This window comes from Enterobacter sp. EGD-HP1 (assembly GCF_000733275.2).
Taxonomy (GTDB): Bacteria; Pseudomonadota; Gammaproteobacteria; order Enterobacterales; family Enterobacteriaceae; genus Enterobacter.
In genome coordinates this window covers 738,375-759,140 of the sequence record NZ_AVOP01000001.1, presented here as the reverse complement: position 1 = coordinate 759,140, position 20,766 = coordinate 738,375, and the positions used below count along the sequence as shown (strand labels likewise).

Below are 20,766 nucleotides of genomic sequence, written 5' to 3'. Positions count from 1 at the left end.
ATATGCAGGCTTTTTCTATGTCTTCAGAGAGGTGCAGGGTGAAAATTGCCATATTGTCCCGGGATGGAACGCTCTATTCATGTAAACGCCTGCGAGACGCGGCGGCGAAACGCGGGCATCAGGTTGAGATCCTCGACCCGATGTCCTGCTATATGAACATCGACCCGGCCGCCTCGTCGATTCACTACAAAGGCCGCAAGCTGCCGCACTTTGATGCGGTGATCCCGCGCATCGGCTCCCAGATCACCTATTACGGCACCGCCGCGCTGCGCCAGTTCGAGATGCTGGGCAGCTATCCGCTCAACGAATCCGTCGCCATTTCCCGCGCCCGCGACAAGCTGCGCTCGCTGCAGCTGCTTGCCCGTCAGGGGATCGATCTCCCCGTCACGGGGATTGCCCATTCCCCGGACGACACCAGCGATCTTATCGATATGGTGGGCGGTGCGCCGCTGGTCATCAAGCTGGTGGAAGGTACGCAGGGCATTGGCGTGGTGCTGGCGGAGACGCGTCAGGCGGCGGAGAGCGTGATTGACGCCTTCCGGGGACTGAATGCCCACATTCTGGTTCAGGAGTACATCGAAGAGGCGAAAGGGCGAGATATTCGCTGCTTCGTGGTCGGCAATGAAGTGGTGGCGGCCATCGAGCGCCAGGCGAAAGAGGGCGACTTCCGCTCTAACCTTCACCGCGGCGGCATTGCAAGAATCGCTGATATCAGCGACCGGGAGCGGGAAATTGCCGTCAAAGCGGCGCAAACCCTTGGGCTGGACGTGGCGGGCGTAGACCTTCTGCGGGCGACGCGCGGGCCGCTGGTGATGGAGGTGAACGCCTCGCCGGGGCTGGAAGGCGTGGAAAAAACCACAGGTGTCGATATTGCGGGTAAAATGATCTCATGGATCGAGCGTCATGCCACGCCGGGCTACTGTCTTAAAACGGGCGGTTAAATGGATTACCGCGCGCTTTTTGAGTACCCTATGCGAAGTTTTTACTAAAGAGGCTGCACAGCGATGGATTTACAGGTCGTACCTACACTGGATACGTTACGTCAATGGCTTGATGATGCCGGAATTACGTTCTTCGAATGCGATTCCTGCCAGGCGCTGCATCTGCCTCATATGCAGAATTTCGACGGCATTTTCGATGCCAAAATCGATCTCATTAACGACGTGATCCTTTTCTCCGCGCTGGCTGAAGTGAAGCCGTCTGCGCTGCTCGCGCTGGCCTCCGACCTGTCAGCGATCAACGCCAGTTCTTTGACGGTGAAAGCATTTCTCGACATACAGGATGATAATCTGCCAAAACTGGTCGTTTGCCAGTCTTTATTCTCCGGTGCCGGGCTGTCGTTCAAGCAGTTCTCCTGGTTTATGCGCTTGAGTGAAGAGCAAATTTCGATGGTCATGATGGAAGCCAACGCGCATCATCTGCTGTATAGCGCGGAAGATGATGCAGAGAATAATGATGCATCTCCCAATTTTCTTCACTAAGCCTGTCTGACTTTTGCGCAGTCGCTGCCATAGCGGCTGCAGAAGGCCATTTTTTCTGCTGCTTTTAACCTTTCTTTAAAGAATTTTTCACCTCCCTCAAGGCCGTTTCGGCTTATCACGTAGACATAACCTGCATAAAAAATTGATAAAAGGCGTTTTTTCGTCTGGGCTATAGCCGGAGACACGGGCTACAGTTATTCTTGCGATGCTTAAAAAAGCGAGCGGAAGCTGCCGGGTAAAGAGGTTTCTTTTTATTTTAGGCAGAGCGACAAACTATGCATGATTATTGCATATCTTCAGATTGCACAGTTTTAGTTCGTTTGTTAACGAGCTTTCAGAAGGAATAAAGATATGATCGCCTTGAATAAAAAATGGTTATCGGGTCTGGTTGCGGGTGCTCTGATGGCCGTCTCTGCCGGCACGCTCGCTGCGGAACAAAAAACGCTGCACGTTTACAACTGGTCTGACTATATTGCGCCGGACACGGTGGCGAATTTTGAAAAAGAGACCGGCATTAAAGTGGTCTACGACGTTTTCGATTCCAACGAAGTGCTGGAAGGAAAACTGATGGCGGGCAGCACCGGGTTTGATCTTGTGGTGCCTTCTGCAAGCTTCCTGGAGCGTCAGCTGACGGCAGGCGTCTTCCAGCCGCTGGATAAGAGCAAGTTACCGAACTGGAAAAACCTCGATCCGGAAGTGCTGAAGCTGGTGGCGAAGCATGACCCGGACAACAAATACGCCATGCCTTACCTGTGGGCGACTACCGGTGTCGGCTACAACGTTGATAAAGTCAAAGCGGTGCTGGGCCCGGACGTCAAGCTGGACAGCTGGGACGTGGTGCTGAAGCCGGAAAACCTGGAGAAGCTGAAAAGCTGCGGCGTCTCCTTCCTCGATGCGCCGGAAGAGATTTTCGCGACCGTGCTGAACTACCTGGGCAAAGACCCGAACAGCAGTAAAGCCGATGATTACACCGGCCCGGCGACCGATCTGCTGCTGAAGCTGCGTCCAAACATTCGTTACTTCCACTCGTCTCAGTACATTAACGACCTGGCGAACGGCGACATCTGCGTTGCGATCGGCTGGGCGGGCGACGTGTGGCAGGCGGCTAACCGCGCGAAAGAGGCGAAAAACGGCGTGAACGTCTCTTACTTCATTCCGAAAGAGGGGGCGCTGGCCTTCTTTGACGTCTTCGCGATGCCGGCTGATGCGAAGAACAAAGACGAAGCCTATCAGTTCCTCAACTACCTGATGCGTCCTGAGGTGATCGCCCACATCAGCGACCACGTTTACTACGCGAACGGTAACAAGGCCTCCGTGCCGCTGGTGAGCGAAGAAATCCGTAACAACCCGGCTATCTATCCACCGGCGGACGTGTTCGCCAAGCTCTTCACCCTTAAGGTTCAGGATCCAAAAATTGACCGCGTGCGTACTCGCGCGTGGACCAAGGTGAAAAGCGGTAAATAACCCTTTGTCGTAGGCCGGGCAAGCGAATCGCCCCCGGCAACAGGCGCACCGTTATGGTGCGCCTGCACCATGATTTGATTTCTGCCGGAGAGCACCCCGTGAATGACGCGATCCCCCGCCCGCAGGCGAAAGTCCGTAAAGCGCTGACCCCGCTTCTTGAAATTCGTAACCTCACCAAATCTTTCGATGGCCAGCATGCCGTGGACGACGTCAGCCTGACTATCTATAAAGGCGAAATTTTTGCCCTTCTGGGGGCTTCTGGCTGCGGTAAATCGACCCTGCTGCGCATGCTGGCTGGTTTCGAACAGCCCACCGCCGGGCAGATCATGCTCGATGGCGTGGATCTCTCCAGCGTGCCGCCGTATCAGCGCCCGATTAACATGATGTTCCAGTCCTACGCGCTATTCCCGCACATGACGGTGGAGCAGAACATCGCCTTTGGCCTGAAGCAGGACAAGCTCCCGAAGGCCGAAATTACCGCGCGCGTGGCCGAGATGCTGAGCCTGGTGCACATGCAGGAGTTCGCGAAGCGTAAGCCGCACCAGCTCTCCGGCGGCCAGCGCCAGCGCGTGGCGCTGGCCCGCAGTCTGGCAAAACGCCCGAAATTATTGCTGCTCGACGAGCCGATGGGCGCGCTGGATAAAAAGCTGCGCGATCGTATGCAGCTCGAAGTGGTGGATATTCTCGAGCGCGTGGGCGTGACCTGCGTGATGGTCACCCACGATCAGGAAGAGGCCATGACCATGGCCGGACGTATTGCGATCATGAACCGCGGGAAGTTCGTGCAGATCGGCGAGCCGGAAGAGATTTACGAGCACCCAACCACCCGCTACAGCGCGGAGTTCATTGGCTCAGTTAACGTTTTCGAAGGGCTGCTGAAAGATCGTCAGGAAGATGGCCTGGTCATTGAATCGCCGGGGCTGCAGCATCCGCTTAAGGTCGATCCTGATAACTCGGTGGTGGACAACGTGCCGGTGTACGTGGCGCTGCGTCCGGAGAAGATCATGCTCTGTGAGGATCCGCCTGCCGATGGCTATAATTTTGCCGTGGGCGAAGTGGTCCACATTGCCTATCTGGGCGATCTGTCTATTTACCATGTGCGTCTGAAAAGCGGGCAGATGCTCAGCGCGCAGCTACAGAACGAACATCGCTATCGCAAGGGGCAGCCGACCTGGGGTGACGAAGTGCGCCTGTGCTGGGATGCTGACAGCTGCGTCGTGCTGACGGTATAAGGAGCGATCATGAGCACACTTGAACCTCCAGCCCGCGCAGAAAAGCCGGGCGCCTTTGCCGGTTTTCTGACGCGCATGCAGATGAAACACGGCCGCAAGCTGGTGATCGCCATGCCGTACGTGTGGCTGATCCTGTTGTTCCTGCTGCCGTTCCTGATTGTTTTCAAGATAAGCCTGGCGGAAATGGCGCGGGCGATCCCGCCCTATACCAACCTGCTGGACTGGGCCGACGGGCAGCTGACGCTGACCTTAAACCTGGGTAACTTCCTGCAGCTCACCGACGATCCGCTCTATTTCGAAGCGTATCTGCAGTCGCTGCAGGTGGCGGCGATTTCGACCCTCTGCTGCCTGGTAATGGGCTACCCGCTGGCGTGGGCGGTGGCGCACAGCAAGCCGTCGACGCGTAACATACTTCTTCTGCTGGTGATCCTGCCGTCGTGGACCTCGTTCCTGATCCGCGTTTACGCCTGGATGGGGATCCTGAAAAACAACGGCGTGCTGAACAACTTTCTCATGTGGCTCGGGGTTATCGATCAGCCGCTGACGATCCTGCACACCAACCTCGCGGTCTATATCGGGATTGTTTACGCCTATCTGCCGTTTATGGTGCTGCCGATCTACACGGCCCTGACGCGCATTGATTACTCGCTGGTGGAAGCGTCGCTCGATCTCGGCGCCCGTCCGTTAAAAACTTTCTTCAGCGTCATTGTCCCGCTGACCAAAGGCGGGATTATCGCCGGGTCAATGCTGGTCTTTATCCCGGCGGTGGGGGAGTTTGTGATCCCGGAACTGCTCGGCGGCCCGGACAGCATCATGATTGGCCGTGTGCTGTGGCAGGAGTTCTTTAATAACCGCGACTGGCCGGTGGCCTCTGCGGTGGCGATTGTGATGTTACTGCTGCTGATCGTGCCGATCATGTGGTTCCACAAGCATCAGCAGAAACAGATGGGAGACCACGGATGAACAACTTACCGGTAGTGCGCTCCCCGTGGCGAATTGCGATCCTCGTGATCGGCTTTACCTTCCTGTATGCGCCGATGCTGATGCTGGTGATCTACTCGTTCAACAGCTCCAAGCTGGTGACGGTCTGGGCGGGCTGGTCGACGCGCTGGTACAGCGAGCTGTTCCACGATGATGCGATGATGAGCGCGGTGGGGCTGAGCCTGACCATTGCCGCCCTGGCGGCGACAATGGCATCCGTGCTGGGCACGATCGCCGCGCTGGTGATGGTGCGCTTCGGGCGTTTTCGCGGCTCGAACGGGTTCGCCTTTATGATCACCGCGCCGCTGGTCATGCCGGACGTGATTACCGGTCTCGCGCTGCTGCTGCTGTTCGTGGCCCTGGCGCACGCCATCGGCTGGCCGGCGGATCGCGGCATGCTCACCATCTGGCTGGCGCACGTCACCTTCTGTACCGCCTACGTGGCGGTGGTGATCTCCTCGCGCCTGCGCGAGCTGGATCGCTCCATTGAGGAGGCGGCGATGGATCTCGGCGCGACGCCGCTGAAGGTCTTTTTCATCATCACCCTGCCGATGATTATGCCGGCGGTGATCTCCGGCTGGCTGCTGGCGTTTACCCTGTCGCTGGACGATCTGGTTATCGCCAGCTTTGTCTCCGGGCCGGGGGCGACGACGCTGCCGATGCTGGTCTTCTCCAGCGTGCGCATGGGGGTCAACCCGGAGATTAACGCCCTGGCCTCTATCATCCTCGGCGTGGTCGGAATTGTCGGATTTATCGCCTGGTATCTGATGGCGCGCGCGGAAAAGCAGCGCGTGCGCGATATCCAGCGTGCAAGACGCGGCTGAAGGATTTAAAATTTCCAGTGATGTGCCGCGCATGACGCGGCACTGTTTTTCAGGGAAGTAAAACATTGGGATTACTAAAAAAATCACGTACTACGCACGCGCGTCCTAACGTCCCTGCACTGGTTCAGGTGGCGGCGCTCGCCATTATTATGATCCGCTGCCTCGACGTGCTGATGATTCTGAACACCCTGGGCGTGCGCGGCATCGGTGAATTCATTCACCGCAGCGTGCAGACGTGGAATCTGACGCTGGTCTTTTTGAGCAGCCTGGTGCTGGTGTTTATCGAGATCTACTGCGCGTTTTCGCTGGTCAAAGGGCGCAACTGGGCGCGCTGGGTCTATCTGCTTACGCAGGTGACTGCCGCCAGCTATCTTTGGGCCGCCTCGCTGGGATACGGCTACCCGGAGCTGTTCAGCATTGCCGGTGAATCCAAACGCGAGATCCTGCGCGCGCTGTTTATGCAAAAACTGCCGGATATGCTGGTGCTCTGTCTACTCTTCGTTCCGGCCTCCAGTCGGAGATTCTTCCGCCTGCAATAATGTGTATAATCGCAGCCCTCGTGATTCTTAAGGTTTTCATATGCAGTGCGCACTCTATGACGCCGGACGCTGCCGCTCCTGTCAGTGGATAGAACAGCCGGTTTCTCAACAACTCACCGCCAAAATGGCCGACCTGCAACAGCTGCTGGCAGCACACGCGGTGGGCGAGTGGTGCGCGCCCGTCAGCGGCCCGGAGCAGGGTTTTCGTAATAAAGCCAAGATGGTGGTCAGCGGCAGCGTGGAAAAACCGCTGCTGGGGATGCTGCACCGCGACGGCACGCCGGAAGATTTAACCGACTGTCCGCTGTATCCCGCCTCCTTTGAGCCCGTTTTTGCCGCGCTGAAACCGTTTATCGCCCGTGCAGGGTTAACGCCTTACAACGTCGCCCGCAGGCGCGGGGAGCTGAAATACCTTCTGCTGACGGAAAGCCAGATCGACGGCGGCATGATGCTGCGCGTCGTGCTGCGCTCCGAAACCAAGCTGGAGCAGCTTCGCGCGGCGCTGCCGTGGCTGCAGGCGCAGCTTCCGCAGCTGAAGGTCATTACGGCGAATATTCAGCCGGTGCATATGGCGATCATGGAAGGGGAGAAAGAGATTTTCTTCACCGAACAGCACGCGCTGGCCGAGAACTTCAACGGCGTGCCGCTGTGGATCCGCCCGCAAAGCTTCTTCCAGACTAACCCAACCGTGGCTAGCAGCCTCTACGCCACCGCCCGCGACTGGGTGCGTGCGTTAAACATCCAGCATATGTGGGATCTCTTCTGCGGCGTGGGCGGCTTTGGCCTGCACTGCGCCACGCCCGAGATGCAGCTCACCGGAATTGAGATTTCTGCCGAAGCGATTGCCTGCGCGAAACAGTCCGCCGCCGAGCTGGGGTTAACGAATCTGCACTTTCAGGCGCTGGACTCCACGCAGTTCGCCACCGGCCAGGGCAACGTGCCGGCGCTGGTGCTGGTCAACCCGCCGCGCCGCGGCATTGGGAATGCGCTGTGCGACTACCTGAGCCAGATGGCACCGGAGTACATCGTCTATTCCAGCTGTAACGCACAGACCATGGCGAAAGATATTGCCAGCCTGCCGGGCTACCGCATTGAACGCGTTCAGCTTTTCGATATGTTCCCGCATACCGCGCATTATGAAGTGTTGACGCTGCTCGTTAAACAATAAGCAAAGCAGCCGGAGGGCGGCCCTCCGGCTGCGATCGGGCCTACTGGCTCATGGCGTCTTTTTTACCCATCTCATCTTTTTTCATGTTATCCATTTTGCCCATTTTGTCTTTCCCCATGTGATCCTTCTTCATGGCGTCTTTGCACATGTTGTCCTTACACATTTTATCGTGTGGTCTGGACATGTTGTCTTTCGCCATCGTCTCTTTACTCATGGAATCTGCCGCCTGCACATTTGCCATAAACAGAGCAGAAAGCATGGTTGCCGCAATGATCATCTTTTTCATGGTATTCCTCGTCGTTTACGTTGTTGTATTAACTGCCACCAAACCAGTTGTAACCCTGGTCTTCCCAGTAACCGCCAGGGAAGCGATTGGTGATTTCAATGACCTGAATATGCTTGGGATTTTTGTATCCCAGCTTGGTCGGAATACGGAGTTTCATGGGATAACCATACTCAGGAGGTAGGATTTGGTTATCCCAGGTCAGGGCAAGCAGCGTTTGCGGGTGCAGCGCGGTCGCCATATCAATGCTGGTGTAGTAATCATCCGCGCAGCGGAAGCTGATGTATTTGGCACGGGTGTCGGCACCGATAACCTGCAGAAAATGGTGGAAGGGGATACCGCCCCAGCGGCCTATGGCGCTCCACCCTTCGACGCAAATATGGCGCGTGATCTGGTTTACCTGCTGCATGCGATACAGCTCAGGCAGGGACCAGCTGCGGGTGTCGCGCACCAGGCCACGAATAGCGAGTTGATAATCCCGTCCGTCGATCTGCGGAATCTGGTCGCGGTCGTAAAACGCGTTAAACGGGAAAGGCCGGGTGATGTCGCGTTCGGCATATTCAGGTGCCAGATGGCGGTCGCTAAACAGAAACCCCTGGACACGATCGTTAAAGCGCGACATTCGTAAAAGTGCAGTTTCAACACTGGCGTTGTCGCTCAGGTCACACCCCGTAAGCAGCATGATCCCGCCTAACGTCAGCCCCTGTTTAAGAAAGTGACGTCGCTGTGCGTTTACGGATTTTTCGGCGTCCTTCACCAGATATTCCGCGTCGCGGGAAGAGAGAAAGGTAGGCTTTTTCATGAGATACCCTTAGCGACCGCGCAGCATGGCCAGTAATGTTTTAGGAACAAGCAGCACCATAAGAAGGTGGATCACGACAAACGCAACAATGAAGGACATGCAAAAGAAGTGGATGTAACGTGCGGTGTCATAGCCTCCAAACAGTTCGCGTAAAAGCGGAAATTGCACGGATTTCCAGATAACCAGCCCGGAAAGCACGAGCATTACCCCAGTTAATATGGCCAGTAAGTAGGCCAGTTTTTGAACCATGTTGTAGTGGCTGAGATCGGCATGCTGCAGTTTTCCCCGCAGGGCCAGCGACATATCCTTGAGCAACCCCTTAACAGATATAGGAAAAAAGGTGCGTGCAAAGCGACCGGTGACAACACCTAACGTGCAGTAGATCAGGCCGTTAATGCCTAAAACCCACATCATGGCGAAGTGCCACTGCAGCGCGCCACCCAGCCAGCCTCCCAGCGTAAGGGAAGAGGGAAAAGAGAAGGGAAACAACGGCGAAGCGTTATATATTCGCCATCCGCTGAATACCATGCCAGCCATGGCAAGGGCATTAATCCAGTGACACACCCTGACCCAAAGGGGATGAATAACAGCTGTTGGCTGAGACATGGTGACCTCGTTATCCCATTGCGTGGTCAAATCCTAAGATAAATTTGGTCACTACATCCTCACGGAAGTTTAAATAAAATGTGATAACTCTGGCGGGCGTTATTAGGTAAGCTCATCTGTAATGAAACGGCGTGGACGTGGGTCATGAGTAACGCAAAGAAAATATTGCTGGTGGAGGACGATTGCGATATCGCCGCCTTCCTGAGCCTGAACTTAAAAGATGAAGGTTTCGAGATTGTGCACGAATCCGATGGTGAACGTGCACTGCTACAACTGGAAAAACAGCAATGGGATGCAGTCATTCTCGATTTGATGCTGCCTGGCGTGGACGGGCTGGAGATCTGTCGCCGTATCCGCCAGATGACCCGCTATCTGCCTGTCATTATCATTAGCGCACGCACCAGCGAGACGCACCGTGTACTGGGGCTCGAGATGGGGGCTGACGATTATCTCCCTAAACCCTTCTCCGTTCTGGAGCTGATTGCTCGCGTCAAGGCGCTCTTTCGACGTCAGGAAGCAATGGGGCAAAATCTACGTCTTGAGGCTGGCATCATTCGCTGTCACGGCATGGAAATTGACCCTCTGGCACGAGAGGTTCGCCTGCGAGGGGAAACCATCGACTTAACCCCGCGTGAGTTTGATTTGCTCTACTGGTTTGCCCGTCATCCGGGCGAGGTATTTTCCCGTTTATCGTTGCTGGATCATGTCTGGGGCTATCAGCATGAGGGGTACGAGCACACGGTAAATACGCACATTAACCGTCTGCGTGTCAAAATTGAAAAAGATGCTGCAGAGCCAGATATCATTCTGACGGTGTGGGGGAAAGGGTACAAATTTGCCGTGGAAAAAGCGGAGCCCCACGTATGATAAGCCACTTAACGTTAAGCCAGCGTCTGTCACTTCTTTTTAGCGCCACGCTTGTTGTATGCATGTTCGTGGCATGTGGGGTACAGCTTTATAGCAGTAAGCAGTATGGTGATGCCATGGTGCAGCGTCTGTCTGCGGGGCTGGCGCAGCAGATAGTAAACAGTGAACCGCTTCTGGATAACCAGGGTAAAGCAAACACTGAGAATCTCAAATCGCTATTTGATCGTCTGATGACGCTTAATCCCAGCGTTGAACTCTACGTGGTGTCGCCTCAGGGACATATTGTGGCAGACGCGGCGCCGGTCGGGCACATGAAGCGCCAAACGATCGATCTTACCCCGTTAAACAACTATTTATCCGGGGCCGCTTTTCCTGTGTATGGTGATGACCCAAGAAGTCTTGATCAGCGCAAGGTGTTCAGCGTTGCGCCGATCCTCCTTAACGGCAATCTGCATTCCTACCTGTATATTATTCTCCAGGGCGAAAACCTCAATGCACTGGCGAATACCGCGTGGCATAAGACCTTGACCGACGCTATCGTAGGATCGCTGTTACTGGCATTAATCTTTGGCGCGTTGGCCTGGTGGTTAGTCAAAAAATGGGTTACCCGTCCAGTGGAACAGTTAACCCGCGAGGTAGATGACCTTGAGCAGGACAGCATAAGCGCCATAAAAAGTCTGGCCGCCCGGCCGGTCAATCTGGCACCTGAAAACGAAGTTGAACTGCTTCGTAATACGTTTATCGAGTTGTCGCGCAAGATTGCTTCACAATGGGATCAACTGGCTGACAGCGACCGCCAGCGCAGGGAGTTTATCGCCAATATCTCTCACGATCTTCGTACGCCGCTGACTTCACTGCTAGGGTATCTCGAAACCTTATCGCTCAAGTCCGCCACGTTGAGTCCAGAAGAGCAGAAGCAGTACCTGGCTATCGCGCTGCGTCAGGGGCAGAAAGTGCGCCATCTCTCTCAACAGCTGTTTGAACTGGCGCGCCTTGAGCATGGGGGAATTAAACCGCAGCGCGAGCGTTTTGCGATGGCTGAGTTGATTTCAGATGTGGCACAGAAATTTGAACTGACCACACAGACAAGGCAGTTGCGAATACATATAGACGTCCCTGGGCCACTGCCGCTGGTGTATGCCGATGTGTCGATGATTGAGCGGGTGGTCACGAATTTGCTGGATAATGCGGTTCGCCATACTCCGGCAGGAGGCGAGATTTTGCTAAAAGTCTGGCAGGAGAATGGGCTTCTTCAGGTTGAGGTGGCGGACAGCGGGTCAGGCATAGAGCGTGCATTGCGTGACGATCTGTTTCAGCGTCCTTCTGCGTTAAACCCACAGGCATCGCGGGAGAATCGCGGCGGGTTAGGGCTGTTAATCGTAAAACGCATGCTGGAGCTGCACGGCGGCGGGATCAGGCTGATGGAGTCGGTGAGCGGGGCACGGTTCAGGTTCTTTGTGCCGTTGTGAGAGTGCCGGGTGGCGCTGCGCTTACCCGGCCTACAACTCCCCCCGTAGGCCGGGTAAGGCGCAGCCGTCACCCGGCAAAAACCCTTACTGCGGGAACCACTGCTCGCTGATTTTCTGATACGTGCCGTCCGCTTTAATCGCTTTCAGCGCGCCGTTCAGTTTTTCCAGCAGAGCTTTGTTATCCGGACGTACCGCGATGCCGAGGCCCGTGCCGAAGTACTGCGGATCGGTCACTTTCTCGGTTGCGGTGCCCAGCTGCGGATTGGTTTTCAGCCATTCGTTCACCACGGCCGTATCGCCGAACACGCCGTCGATACGGCCATTTTTCAGGTCGATAATCGCGTTCTGATAGCTGTCATAGGCTACGGTTTTCACTTCAGGATGCTTGTCCTGGAGGTACTTCTGGTGCGTGGTGCCGTTTTCCATCCCGATGCGTTTGCCTTTCAGCTGATCGAAAGAGGTATAAGCGCCTTTCTTCGCAATCACTACCGCCGAGTTGGCGTAGTACGGGTCGGTGAACGCGACCTGCTTGCTGCGCTCAGGCGTGATGTCCATCCCGGAGATCACCGCATCGTATTTTTTGAATTTCAGCGACGGGATCAGGCTGTCGAACGCGTGGTTGGTAAAGGTGCAGTCGGCCTGCATTTGTTTGCACAGCGCTTTCGCCAGGTCAATGTCGAAACCCACGATCTGGTTGCTGGCATCCAGCGATTCAAACGGCGGATAGGTGGCGGACACGCCAAAATTAATTTTATCAGCAGCGGATGCGCCAGCGGCGAAGGCTGTGAGTAATGCGGCCAGAACTAACTTTTTCATTGTAATACTCCCGTCTGTCTTATTTATGCGCCGTGTCTGCGGCATGGATGTACAATGCCATTTAATGAATTTGTATGCAATATATATGAGTAAATATTTATATTGGGATAAAAAAAAGCGGATAACCAAAAAGTTATCCGCATTGATTAATCACATTTATGCACTTCTTGCCGGGTGGCGCTGCGCTTGCCCGATCTACGATCTGCGCTCAAACGCCAGCGCTCTACGCTCGATCAGGCGCATCATCAGCGTCAACAGGCCGTTAACCACCAGGTAAACCACGCCAGCCGCGCCGAACACCATTACGTCATAGGTGCGTCCATAGAGCAGCTGTCCGTGACCCATCACCTCCATCAGGGTGATGGTGTAGGCCAGAGAGGTACTTTTGAACACCAGCACCACTTCGTTGGAGTAAGAGGAGAGCGCGCGCTTAAAGGCGTACGGCAGCAGGATCGCCAGCGTGTCTTTCTTGCTCATGCCCAGCGCCCCGCAGGACTGCCATTGTCCTTCAGGGATGGCGCGGATCGCCCCGTAGAACAGCTGGGTGGTATAGGCCGCACTGTTCAGCGAAAGGGCAATCAGGGCACACAGCCACGGTTCAGAGAGCAGGTGCCAGATAACCGGATACTCCTGCAGCGACGGGAACTGGCCCGGGCCGTAGTAAATCAGGAAGATCTGCACCAGCAGCGGTGTACCGGTAAACAGGGTGATGTACCCGCGCACAATCCACACCAGCACCGGCGTTTTCAGCGTCAGGATGATGGTAAAGATAAGGGCCAGGATCAGCGCTACGATAATGGACGCCACGGTCAGCGCCAGGCTGGTGTGCAGCCCTTTCATCAACTCGGGGAAATATTCAAGCATCAGCCTGGTCTCCGTTCAAAGCGCGTCGCACGCAGGTCAATACGCTTGAGGATGTACTGACTGAGCAACGTGATCACCAGGTAGATAGCCGCCGCCACAATGTACCAGGTAAAGGGCTCCTGGGTACGGGTGGCGATGCTTTTGGTTTGCAGCATCAAATCGTTCACGCTGATCAGGCTCACCAGCGCGGTATCTTTCAGCAGCACCAGCCACTGGTTGCCGAGGCCCGGCAGGGCATGGCGCCACATCTGCGGCATGACCAGACGGAAGAAGATGGCTGATTTCGACAGGCCTAACGCCTGACCCGACTCCCACTGACCCTGCGGCACGGCTTTCAGCGCACCGCGCAGCGTTTGCGACGCGTACGCGGAGTAGAGCAGGGAGAGGGCAATCACGCCGCACAGGAACGGGCTGACGTCGAAGTTTTCAATCTGCATCTGCACCGGGATCTGCGCAAAGCCAAGATTGATCGTGAAGCCGTCAGACAGCGTGAGCAGCAGCTGCGAGGAGCCGAAATAGATAAACAGGACCACCAGAATTTCCGGTAGCCCACGCAGCACGGTGACCAGCGCGGAGCCTGTCCAGGCGACGGGGAACCATTTCGCGGATTCCCACACCGCAAAGAACATCGCCAGCACGAGGCCGATAATCAGTGCGCAAACGGCAAGGCCGACGGTCATCCCGGCGGCGCTTGCTAAAGGAAAAATTTCATTCATCAGGAATTACTTCTGGAACCATTTTTTGTAGATGGTTTCGTAGGTGCCGTCTTTCTTCACTTTTTCCAGCGCAGCGTTAAATTTCTGCTGCAGCTCAGTGTTGCCCTGACGAACGGCAATCCCCAGACCGGTACCGAAGTAATCCTTATCGGTCACTTTGTCGCCCACAGGCGCCAGCTTGTCGTTCGCTTTCAGCCACTCGGTCACAACCGCGGTATCACCAAATACGCCGTCGATACGACCATTTTGCAGATCCAGCTTCGCGTTCTGGTAGCTGTCATACGGAACAGTGGTGATTTCCGGATGTTTATCCATGATGAATTTTTGGTGCGTGGTGCCGTTCTGCACGCCGACTTTTTTGCCTTTCAGCTGATCGACAGAGGTGAATTTACCTTTCTGACCAATGAACAGGGCGGAGTTGTCGTAGTAAGGGGTGGTGAACAGCACCTGCTTTTCACGCTCCGGGGTGATGTCCATACCGGCCATCACCGCGTCGATACGGCGGAACTTCAGGCTTGGGATCAGGCTGTCGAACGCCTGGTTGCTGAAGGTACAGGTCGCGTCGATCTCTTTACACAGGGCGTTAGCCAGGTCCACGTCGAAGCCAACAATTTTGTTGTTCGCATCAATGGATTCAAACGGAGGGTAAGAGGCTTCCGTGGCGAAACGAATGGTCTGGGCTGCGGTAGCGGAAAGGGTAACGCCAGCAAGCAGCACGGCAAGTAATACTTTTTTCATTATATTTCCCCTGACACAATCAATGAGATAAATAGTTTTTGAAGGCATCGGTTTGCGGGTTCGCGAAGCAGCTCGCATCACCTTGCTCAACGATATAACCGTTTTCCATATAGACCACACGGCTGGCGGTTTTACGCGCCACTTCCACTTCGTGGGTGACGATAACCTGCGTAATATTGGTTTCCGCCAGCTCGCGAATGATGCTGACGATCTGGGCGGTGATTTCCGGGTCCAGCGCCGCGGTCGGTTCATCAAACAGCAGTACCGCTGGCTCCATCATCAGTGCGCGGGCAATGGCCACGCGCTGCTGCTGACCACCGGAAAGGTGCAGCGGATAGCGGTCGCTGTAAGGTTTAAGGCGCAGACGATCCAGCAGCTTTTCGGCACGCGCTATCGCCTGATCCTTGCTTAACCCCAGCACGCGGCACGGCGCTTCAATCAGGTTTTGCAGAACGGTCAGATGCGGCCAGAGATTGTATTGCTGGAAGACCATGCCGACGTTTTGACGCAGTTCGCGAATCGCTTTATCAGACGGCGTTTTCGCGAAATCAAAATGGTTACCGGCAATTGCCAGCGTACCTGAACGGGGCATTTCAAGCAGATTAAGGACGCGCAGAAGGGAGCTTTTGCCTGCACCGCTTGGTCCAAGCAAAACCAGCGTTTCGCCTTCCGGGCAGTTCAGCGTGATGTCAAACAGCGCCTGGTGTGCGCCGTAGAAGCAGTTAATGCCGTTTAGTTTAATACTCATCGGGGCAGTCTTTACTCATCCAGGCAATCTATAGCAATTGAGGCCGCAGATAGTACCGTTGACAGAATAGTTATGCAATATTTCTGCGTTAAAAGTTAAATATAACCCGTGTTTCCTCTTAAACATAGCACAAAATAGCGAACGGTAAGGTCGGCGAGTATAAATGTCGGCATTCCGCATGAAATGCCGCACATTTTACGGGGGTTACCAGGTTGCATCGGCGGGTTTAGCGATTCTCAATCGACTGGCGAAGCGTGCCTGCCGGGGCATGAACGCTGCCGCCCACGTAGCGCACGTCGTCTACCGCCCAGCACTGTCCTTCACGGATCATCAGCACTTCATCCTGCCAGGTTTGGGTTCCCTGCGTCAGCTTCACGCGCAGCGGAATATTGCGGGCATCGGTGTTCGGGATGGTTGACGCGCTGGCTACTTCAGCGCTGTCCGGCAGCGTGGTACGGCTGGAGAACGGGTCGGATTTCAGCAGGGCGTTATGCTGCGGATCGCGGGTGGCGTCGTTAAGCAGTTTTGCCAGGCCGTCGCTCAGATACGGGCGCAGGCCGGTGAGATCGTTGCTGCGGTGCTGAATGCGATAATCATAGAACTGTTGCGCCACGGTGTCCGGGCCGCCCTCGATGCAGGGGCCGCTGCGGGTACCGATATCCTTAAAGGCTGGCGTGACCGTGGTGGTACAGGCGCTGAGCACCAGCGCGCAGGGCACCAAAAGTGTTAAAGCAGAATAGCGCATGTTGATTTCCTTATTTATTAACTATCCTTTCAATCATAGCGTAACGAACCGATAATGCTGTGCCTAAGGCATTGAACGCTAAAGAAGGAGAGAAACCATGCAGTTTTCAACAACGCCAACCCTGGAAGGGCAGACAATAACCGAGTATTGCGGCGTGGTTACCGGCGAAGCGATTCTCGGCGCCAATATCTTCCGCGACTTTTTTGCCGGTATCCGCGACATCGTTGGCGGCCGCTCGGGCGCATACGAAAAAGAGCTGCGTAAAGCGCGCGAAATCGCCTTTAAAGAGCTTGGCGAGCAGGCGGAAGCCCTCGGCGCGGATGCTGTCGTGGGGATTGATATCGACTACGAAACGGTCGGGAAAGATGCCAGCATGCTGATGGTGAGCGTAAGCGGTACGGCGGTAAAAACCCTGCGATGAAGCGTTTGTATGCGACACTCCTGCTGGCGCTGCTGCTGGCAGGGTGTGCCACCGAAAAAGGGATCATCGACAAAGGCGCCTACGAGCTGGACACGCGCCATCAGGCGCAGGCGGCTTACCCGCGAATAAAGGTGCTGGTGATCCACTACACCGCGGATGACTTTGACAGCTCGCTGGCCACGCTGACGGATAAGAACGTCAGCTCGCACTATTTGATCCCGGCTAAACCCCCGGCGCCGGACGGTAAACCGCGCATCTGGCAGCTGGTGCCTGAGAGCGAACTGGCCTGGCATGCGGGCATCAGCTTCTGGCGCGGCACTAACCGGATTAATGATACCTCTGTCGGCATTGAGCTGGAAAATCGCGGCTGGCAAAAAACGTCAGGCGTTAAGCATTTTACCCCGTTTGAGCCCGCGCAAATTGCGGCGCTGGTGCCGCTCGCCAGAGACATTATTACCCGCTACAGCATCAGGCCTGAAAACGTGGTGGCCCATTCGGACATCGCTCCGCAGCGCAAAGACGACCCCGGTCCGCTGTTCCCGTGGCGGCAGCTGGCACAGCAGGGCATTGGCGCGTGGCCCGATCCGGCGCGCGTCGCGTTCTATATAAACGGGCGTCCGCGCTATCAGCAGGTGGATACCGGGGAATTACTCGATCTCCTCGCACGGTATGGCTATGAAGTGCCGGCTGACAGCACCCCGGCGCAGCAAAAGCGCATCATCACGGCGTTCCAGATGCATTTCCGGCCTGACCTGTGGAACGGCGTCGCGGACGTCGAAACGATGGCCATTGCTGAAGCCCTTCTGGAGAATTACGGACAGGGGTAATCCTTCGGAATACCCCCGAATGAGTCGTTTTCTCTTTGATTCCTTCAGATTAATCTTAAGTACAAACTCAATTCATTTTTAGTTAATTGACTTAAAATCATCCGGATTTAAGATAGATGCATAGCTTGCTAAGTAATGCAGCAAAAAATCATATCGAACTTATTCTTTATTTTTCTCCTTGAGAACATCATCAGGAAAATATTCGAGTTGTAAGGCTTTTTTTGCCTTACGCCTGCATTTTTAAAATTCACATCTTAAATCGGGTATAACAATGTTAAGCATCTATGCAAAAAAATTACGTCCGCAACAGGAAATGGACGCCATTATTTCTGCAACGTCAGGCTTTGAGGAAAAAACCTTAAAGAAATGGCAGAAAATATCCACGTCTGAATCACAATATATTCATATTATCGTCAGCGGTGAAGTTGAATTCCGACGCGAATCCGACGAACTGTGTATGTTCACGGTGACGGGCCAGTGCATTTTTGGTCTCTCATCTATGTACTACAGCGCAACCCATATGTACGGCCTCGTTCGCGCTAACACCGTGGTGCGCTCGATCAAAAAAGAGGTCTTCGCGCAGCTGATGACGGACAACAATTTATGGCCTGAACTGACCAAAGTGCTGGCCTGGTACATCTGCATGCTGAGCAAACGTGACGATGTGCTGGTTGCCCGCAGCGCTTATTCAGTGGTGCGTGAATTCTTGTACGAGATTAATGAACTGATTGTGCTCCATCAGCGTGATATTAATATCTACGATTATATTCAGGAATACACCAACCTGGCGCGTAGTACCATTATTAAAATCCTCTCCGACCTGAAGAAGGGTCAATATATTGTTGTGGAAAAAGGACGACTCCTTAACCTGACAACGTTGCCTGAAAAATATTAATTACTCCAGCCGGTCGCCTTTCTGACTCAAAGGCGATCGGTCATCCACCTTATGTCGCACCCTCGACTGTAAATTATCCTGCGTTTCGTCCACCGGCGGCGCGGGAATTTTGCCGTGCGAATAATCCTGCTCCTGTTCTTTTAACGCCTGCTTAAACAGCTCAGTTAAAGAAGCATCCTCGCCGCCTGCGCTGGCGGGAGCGGCATCATGCGCTTCGGTGCCCGGTAATGTATCTCGCGACGTATCGTGCGGTTCGGCGCCGTCGGGCGCCTGCTGCCAGTCGGCATCATCGCTGTTAATCGGCAGATCCTGCATGGCAGGTACGTCGGCCTGCACCGGCGCCGGTTTCGGCTGCGGATGCGGGAACGGCTTGCTCACATACACGTAGTGCATATCGGAAAGCTGCGTTTCGGGTTTCGCGACGCTCGCTTTTTTTACCGGTTCCGGCGCAGGATGGCGCAGGCTCCAGTAAGTATGCGCGTACAGGCCCGCCATCAGCATGGCGCACAGGCCCAACGTCCATAAAAAGGCGTTGCCAAAGATTTTTCTCAGGCTGGGGAGGCGGTACGAAAACCAGACCGCTTCCCCGGAAACGTAGCTGCGCTGAGCAGCAAGACAGATGGTAGACATCAGGAATGCTTCTCCTGTTTTTTTGCGTCCGGCGTGGAACGCGAGGCCTGAATTAATACGCTCGGCGTGGAATGCGTTTCACGCATTAACTGCATCAGCGTATCTTCCCCCGGAATACCATCCACATGCAGATGCATTTGTTGCTGGAACTCACGGGTGCGTTTCACCATCTCCGTTGTCCAGGTCTGGGCATGGGTTTGCGGCTGGTTAAGGGCCACGCTTAACTGCCGATCGAGCCAACCCATGTCTTTTGCATCGCTGGCGGCGCTGATGGCGTCTTTGCCTTCCGGCGTCAGGCGGTGCAGCTGGGTAAAGTTCCCGGTGGCATGCTGGTTAAACCAGCTGCGGCTCACCTGCCAGGTGCGGTTGTTCATCAGCAGGTCGAGTGAGGTATCCCCGACGCGAGCGACCACAGCATAGTTGAGGTGATTGCCGGTTTTCAGTTCGCTTACCCACGGATAGCCTTCCTGCGCCAGCGCGTCCGGTGAGGCGTTCCCCTGCTTACACATCAGGTTCACCTTCGCGGCGTTTTGACACAGGGCATCGTCCGCCGAGGCGTCATACCCCCACATCTGATAAAGCTGATGCATGGCGTCCGGCTGATTCACCACCTCGTTGTCGATAACCGGCACCACGGGCGCCTGTACTTTTGGCGCCGGGTGTTGCCAGCTCACGGGAACGGGCAGTTGAACCGGCAGTCTTGCACTAATAGAGGAGGTTAAATACCAGCCGCAGGCGGCGAACAGCACGGACGCGAATAATCCCACGGTTGCCAGGCGCTTACCGTGTTTTTTCGCGGGCAGGATCTCACCTGCCGCCAGGCGTAAATGACGCGGGCTGACCTGTCTTGCCCGTTCGGTCCAGGCGGCCAGCAGCGAGAGGTGCGCCAGCTCGTTCAGCTTGCTGATACTCCCTTTGGTCAGGACATGCATCTTGCGCACGCGCGCCGGCGTTAACGGCGAAGTATCGCACCCGTGCTCCCCACACTGCGCCTGAACATAGCTCAGGAATTCGCGGCAGGTCAGGGGACGCAAGGTATGATGTGTGTGCGTGTATTCACGCAGTTCAGGCTGCTGATTCAGAACGGCTTCCTGCTCCGCCGCGCCCATCAACACCACGGACAACCGGAAATCCAGCTCCTGAGCGCGGGTGAGCAGCATCGCCAGGACTTCCCGGCAGTTGTCTTTCATCGCTTCGGTATGGGCGATGACCAGCACTTTGGCTTTCGCTTTCCCCTCCTGCCACTGACGCAGAACGGCATCCACCGCCTGAAGCCGGTTCTTGCTCTCTTTCGTTCCCGAATTGAGTTTGTACAGCAGGCTACTGGCACTCAGTTTTGGAAACGCGTTGATGGCAAGCACGCCAGGATTAGCGGATTTCAGGGCACTGCTGAACTGGCCCAGCAGCGGGGCATCGCTGGAAAAGAGCCCGGTAATTCCCGCCAGTTGGGTTTTCTCTTTCAGCAGGTTGAACACGTCCTGATGATAAGGCACCAGAAAATCCCCGGATAAGCGGGTTATTTTCCGAAAGGGCGGATTTTTAAAATTAAAGTGGCTCTGATACATAACGACTTACCGTCTCTGATTAGGAATAGCAACAGGACGAGAAAGTAAAGCAACGCTATAGGGTGGTCAATTTGCGCACAGGGTA

The 20,766-nt window shown here is 55.3% G+C and carries 24 protein-coding genes; 13 read left to right on the top strand and 11 right to left on the bottom strand.

Features of this window, described 5'->3' with window-relative positions:
• Positions 1-38 precede the first annotated feature (38 nt).
• The 8 genes from rimK to rlmC all read left to right on the top strand — a co-directional run bounded on the left by rimK (position 39) and on the right by rlmC (position 7,689).
• The gene (rimK, locus tag N037_RS03780) at positions 39-941 is read left to right on the top strand and encodes a 30S ribosomal protein S6--L-glutamate ligase (RefSeq protein WP_032639049.1); all 903 of its coding nucleotides are present in this window, start codon (positions 39-41) and stop codon (positions 939-941) included.
• Positions 942-1,004: 63 nt separating this feature from the next.
• Positions 1,005-1,481, top strand: a complete 477-nt coding sequence (locus tag N037_RS03775; RefSeq protein WP_014169308.1) for a YbjN domain-containing protein — start codon at positions 1,005-1,007, stop codon at positions 1,479-1,481.
• 351 nt (positions 1,482-1,832) lie between these two features.
• Complete coding sequence (gene potF, locus N037_RS03770) at positions 1,833-2,945, top strand: spermidine/putrescine ABC transporter substrate-binding protein PotF (RefSeq protein ID WP_032639047.1); 1,113 nt, start codon at positions 1,833-1,835, stop codon at positions 2,943-2,945.
• 98 nt (positions 2,946-3,043) lie between these two features.
• The gene (gene potG, locus N037_RS03765) at positions 3,044-4,177 is read left to right on the top strand and encodes a putrescine ABC transporter ATP-binding subunit PotG (protein ID WP_024907855.1); all 1,134 of its coding nucleotides are present in this window, start codon (positions 3,044-3,046) and stop codon (positions 4,175-4,177) included.
• 9 nt (positions 4,178-4,186) lie between these two features.
• Positions 4,187-5,140 (top strand): putrescine ABC transporter permease PotH, encoded by a 954-nt coding sequence (potH, locus tag N037_RS03760; protein WP_023335064.1) that lies wholly within the window; start codon positions 4,187-4,189, stop codon positions 5,138-5,140.
• Entirely contained in the window at positions 5,137-5,982 is an 846-nt protein-coding gene (gene potI / locus N037_RS03755; protein WP_023310934.1) for a putrescine ABC transporter permease PotI, read from the top strand. The genes potH and potI overlap by 4 nt, the downstream gene beginning before the upstream one ends.
• A gap of 65 nt (positions 5,983-6,047) precedes the next feature.
• A complete protein-coding gene (locus N037_RS03750; protein ID WP_032639045.1) occupies positions 6,048-6,521 on the top strand; it encodes a YbjO family protein in 474 nt (157 codons plus the stop codon).
• 40 nt (positions 6,522-6,561) lie between these two features.
• Positions 6,562-7,689: a 23S rRNA (uracil(747)-C(5))-methyltransferase RlmC gene (rlmC, locus tag N037_RS03745; protein ID WP_023335067.1), complete on the top strand. Its 1,128-nt coding sequence runs from the start codon at positions 6,562-6,564 to the stop codon at positions 7,687-7,689.
• A 40-nt stretch (positions 7,690-7,729) separates the two neighbouring features.
• On the opposite strand, the gene N037_RS03740 is transcribed toward rlmC, so the two are convergent.
• The 3 genes from N037_RS03740 to N037_RS03730 are packed head-to-tail and all read right to left on the bottom strand — an operon-like array spanning position 7,730 to position 9,380.
• Positions 7,730-7,975 (bottom strand): pentapeptide MXKDX repeat protein, encoded by a 246-nt coding sequence (locus N037_RS03740; protein ID WP_023335068.1) that lies wholly within the window; start codon positions 7,973-7,975, stop codon positions 7,730-7,732.
• Positions 7,976-8,003: 28 nt separating this feature from the next.
• Entirely contained in the window at positions 8,004-8,774 is a 771-nt protein-coding gene (locus tag N037_RS03735) for a molybdopterin-dependent oxidoreductase (protein ID WP_023335069.1), read from the bottom strand.
• Between the two features lie 9 nt (positions 8,775-8,783).
• The gene (locus N037_RS03730) at positions 8,784-9,380 is read right to left on the bottom strand and encodes a cytochrome b/b6 domain-containing protein (protein ID WP_023335070.1); all 597 of its coding nucleotides are present in this window, start codon (positions 9,378-9,380) and stop codon (positions 8,784-8,786) included.
• Positions 9,381-9,524: 144 nt separating this feature from the next.
• Between N037_RS03730 and N037_RS03725 the strand changes: the two genes are divergently transcribed.
• Together N037_RS03725 and N037_RS03720 are read left to right on the top strand one after the other, a co-directional pair.
• Entirely contained in the window at positions 9,525-10,247 is a 723-nt protein-coding gene (locus N037_RS03725; RefSeq protein ID WP_023335071.1) for a response regulator transcription factor, read from the top strand.
• Positions 10,244-11,716 carry a sensor histidine kinase gene (locus N037_RS03720; RefSeq protein WP_023335072.1) on the top strand — a complete coding sequence of 491 codons (1,473 nt, stop codon included), beginning with the start codon at positions 10,244-10,246 and terminating at the stop codon, positions 11,714-11,716. The genes N037_RS03725 and N037_RS03720 overlap by 4 nt, the downstream gene beginning before the upstream one ends.
• An 84-nt stretch (positions 11,717-11,800) precedes the next feature.
• On the opposite strand, the gene artJ is transcribed toward N037_RS03720, so the two are convergent.
• The 6 genes from artJ to N037_RS03690 form a co-directional block, all read right to left on the bottom strand.
• Positions 11,801-12,532 carry an arginine ABC transporter substrate-binding protein ArtJ gene (artJ, locus tag N037_RS03715; RefSeq protein ID WP_023335073.1) on the bottom strand — a complete coding sequence of 244 codons (732 nt, stop codon included), beginning with the start codon at positions 12,530-12,532 and terminating at the stop codon, positions 11,801-11,803.
• Positions 12,533-12,727: 195 nt separating this feature from the next.
• Positions 12,728-13,396: an arginine ABC transporter permease ArtM gene (artM, locus tag N037_RS03710; RefSeq protein WP_032639043.1), complete on the bottom strand. Its 669-nt coding sequence runs from the start codon at positions 13,394-13,396 to the stop codon at positions 12,728-12,730.
• The gene (artQ, locus tag N037_RS03705) at positions 13,396-14,112 is read right to left on the bottom strand and encodes an arginine ABC transporter permease ArtQ (protein ID WP_023310941.1); all 717 of its coding nucleotides are present in this window, start codon (positions 14,110-14,112) and stop codon (positions 13,396-13,398) included. Before artQ ends, artM begins: the two co-directional genes overlap by 1 nt.
• Before the next feature lie 6 nt (positions 14,113-14,118).
• On the bottom strand, positions 14,119-14,850 hold the full coding sequence (gene artI / locus N037_RS03700; protein ID WP_008500032.1) for an arginine ABC transporter substrate-binding protein ArtI: 732 nt from the start codon (positions 14,848-14,850) through the stop codon (positions 14,119-14,121).
• 19 nt (positions 14,851-14,869) lie between these two features.
• Positions 14,870-15,598: an arginine ABC transporter ATP-binding protein ArtP gene (artP, locus tag N037_RS03695; RefSeq protein ID WP_023310942.1), complete on the bottom strand. Its 729-nt coding sequence runs from the start codon at positions 15,596-15,598 to the stop codon at positions 14,870-14,872.
• A 226-nt stretch (positions 15,599-15,824) separates the two neighbouring features.
• Positions 15,825-16,343, bottom strand: a complete 519-nt coding sequence (locus tag N037_RS03690; protein ID WP_023335076.1) for a lipoprotein — start codon at positions 16,341-16,343, stop codon at positions 15,825-15,827.
• Between the two features lie 97 nt (positions 16,344-16,440).
• Between N037_RS03690 and N037_RS03685 the strand changes: the two genes are divergently transcribed.
• The 3 genes from N037_RS03685 to N037_RS03675 all read left to right on the top strand — a co-directional run bounded on the left by N037_RS03685 (position 16,441) and on the right by N037_RS03675 (position 18,486).
• Positions 16,441-16,764 (top strand): heavy metal-binding domain-containing protein, encoded by a 324-nt coding sequence (locus N037_RS03685; RefSeq protein ID WP_023310944.1) that lies wholly within the window; start codon positions 16,441-16,443, stop codon positions 16,762-16,764.
• Positions 16,761-17,591 carry an N-acetylmuramoyl-L-alanine amidase gene (locus N037_RS03680; RefSeq protein ID WP_032639041.1) on the top strand — a complete coding sequence of 277 codons (831 nt, stop codon included), beginning with the start codon at positions 16,761-16,763 and terminating at the stop codon, positions 17,589-17,591. Before N037_RS03685 ends, N037_RS03680 begins: the two co-directional genes overlap by 4 nt.
• A gap of 271 nt (positions 17,592-17,862) precedes the next feature.
• Positions 17,863-18,486, top strand: a complete 624-nt coding sequence (locus tag N037_RS03675; RefSeq protein WP_032639039.1) for a helix-turn-helix domain-containing protein — start codon at positions 17,863-17,865, stop codon at positions 18,484-18,486.
• Here the strand turns inward: N037_RS03675 and N037_RS03670 are convergent, their stop codons facing one another.
• Complete coding sequence (locus N037_RS03670) at positions 18,487-19,116, bottom strand: hypothetical protein (RefSeq protein ID WP_032639037.1); 630 nt, start codon at positions 19,114-19,116, stop codon at positions 18,487-18,489.
• Positions 19,116-20,681, bottom strand: coding sequence for an ExeA family protein (locus N037_RS03665; RefSeq protein ID WP_032639036.1), 1,566 nt, complete (start codon positions 20,679-20,681; stop codon positions 19,116-19,118). The genes N037_RS03670 and N037_RS03665 overlap by 1 nt, the downstream gene beginning before the upstream one ends.
• Between the last annotated feature and the right edge of the window lie 85 nt (positions 20,682-20,766).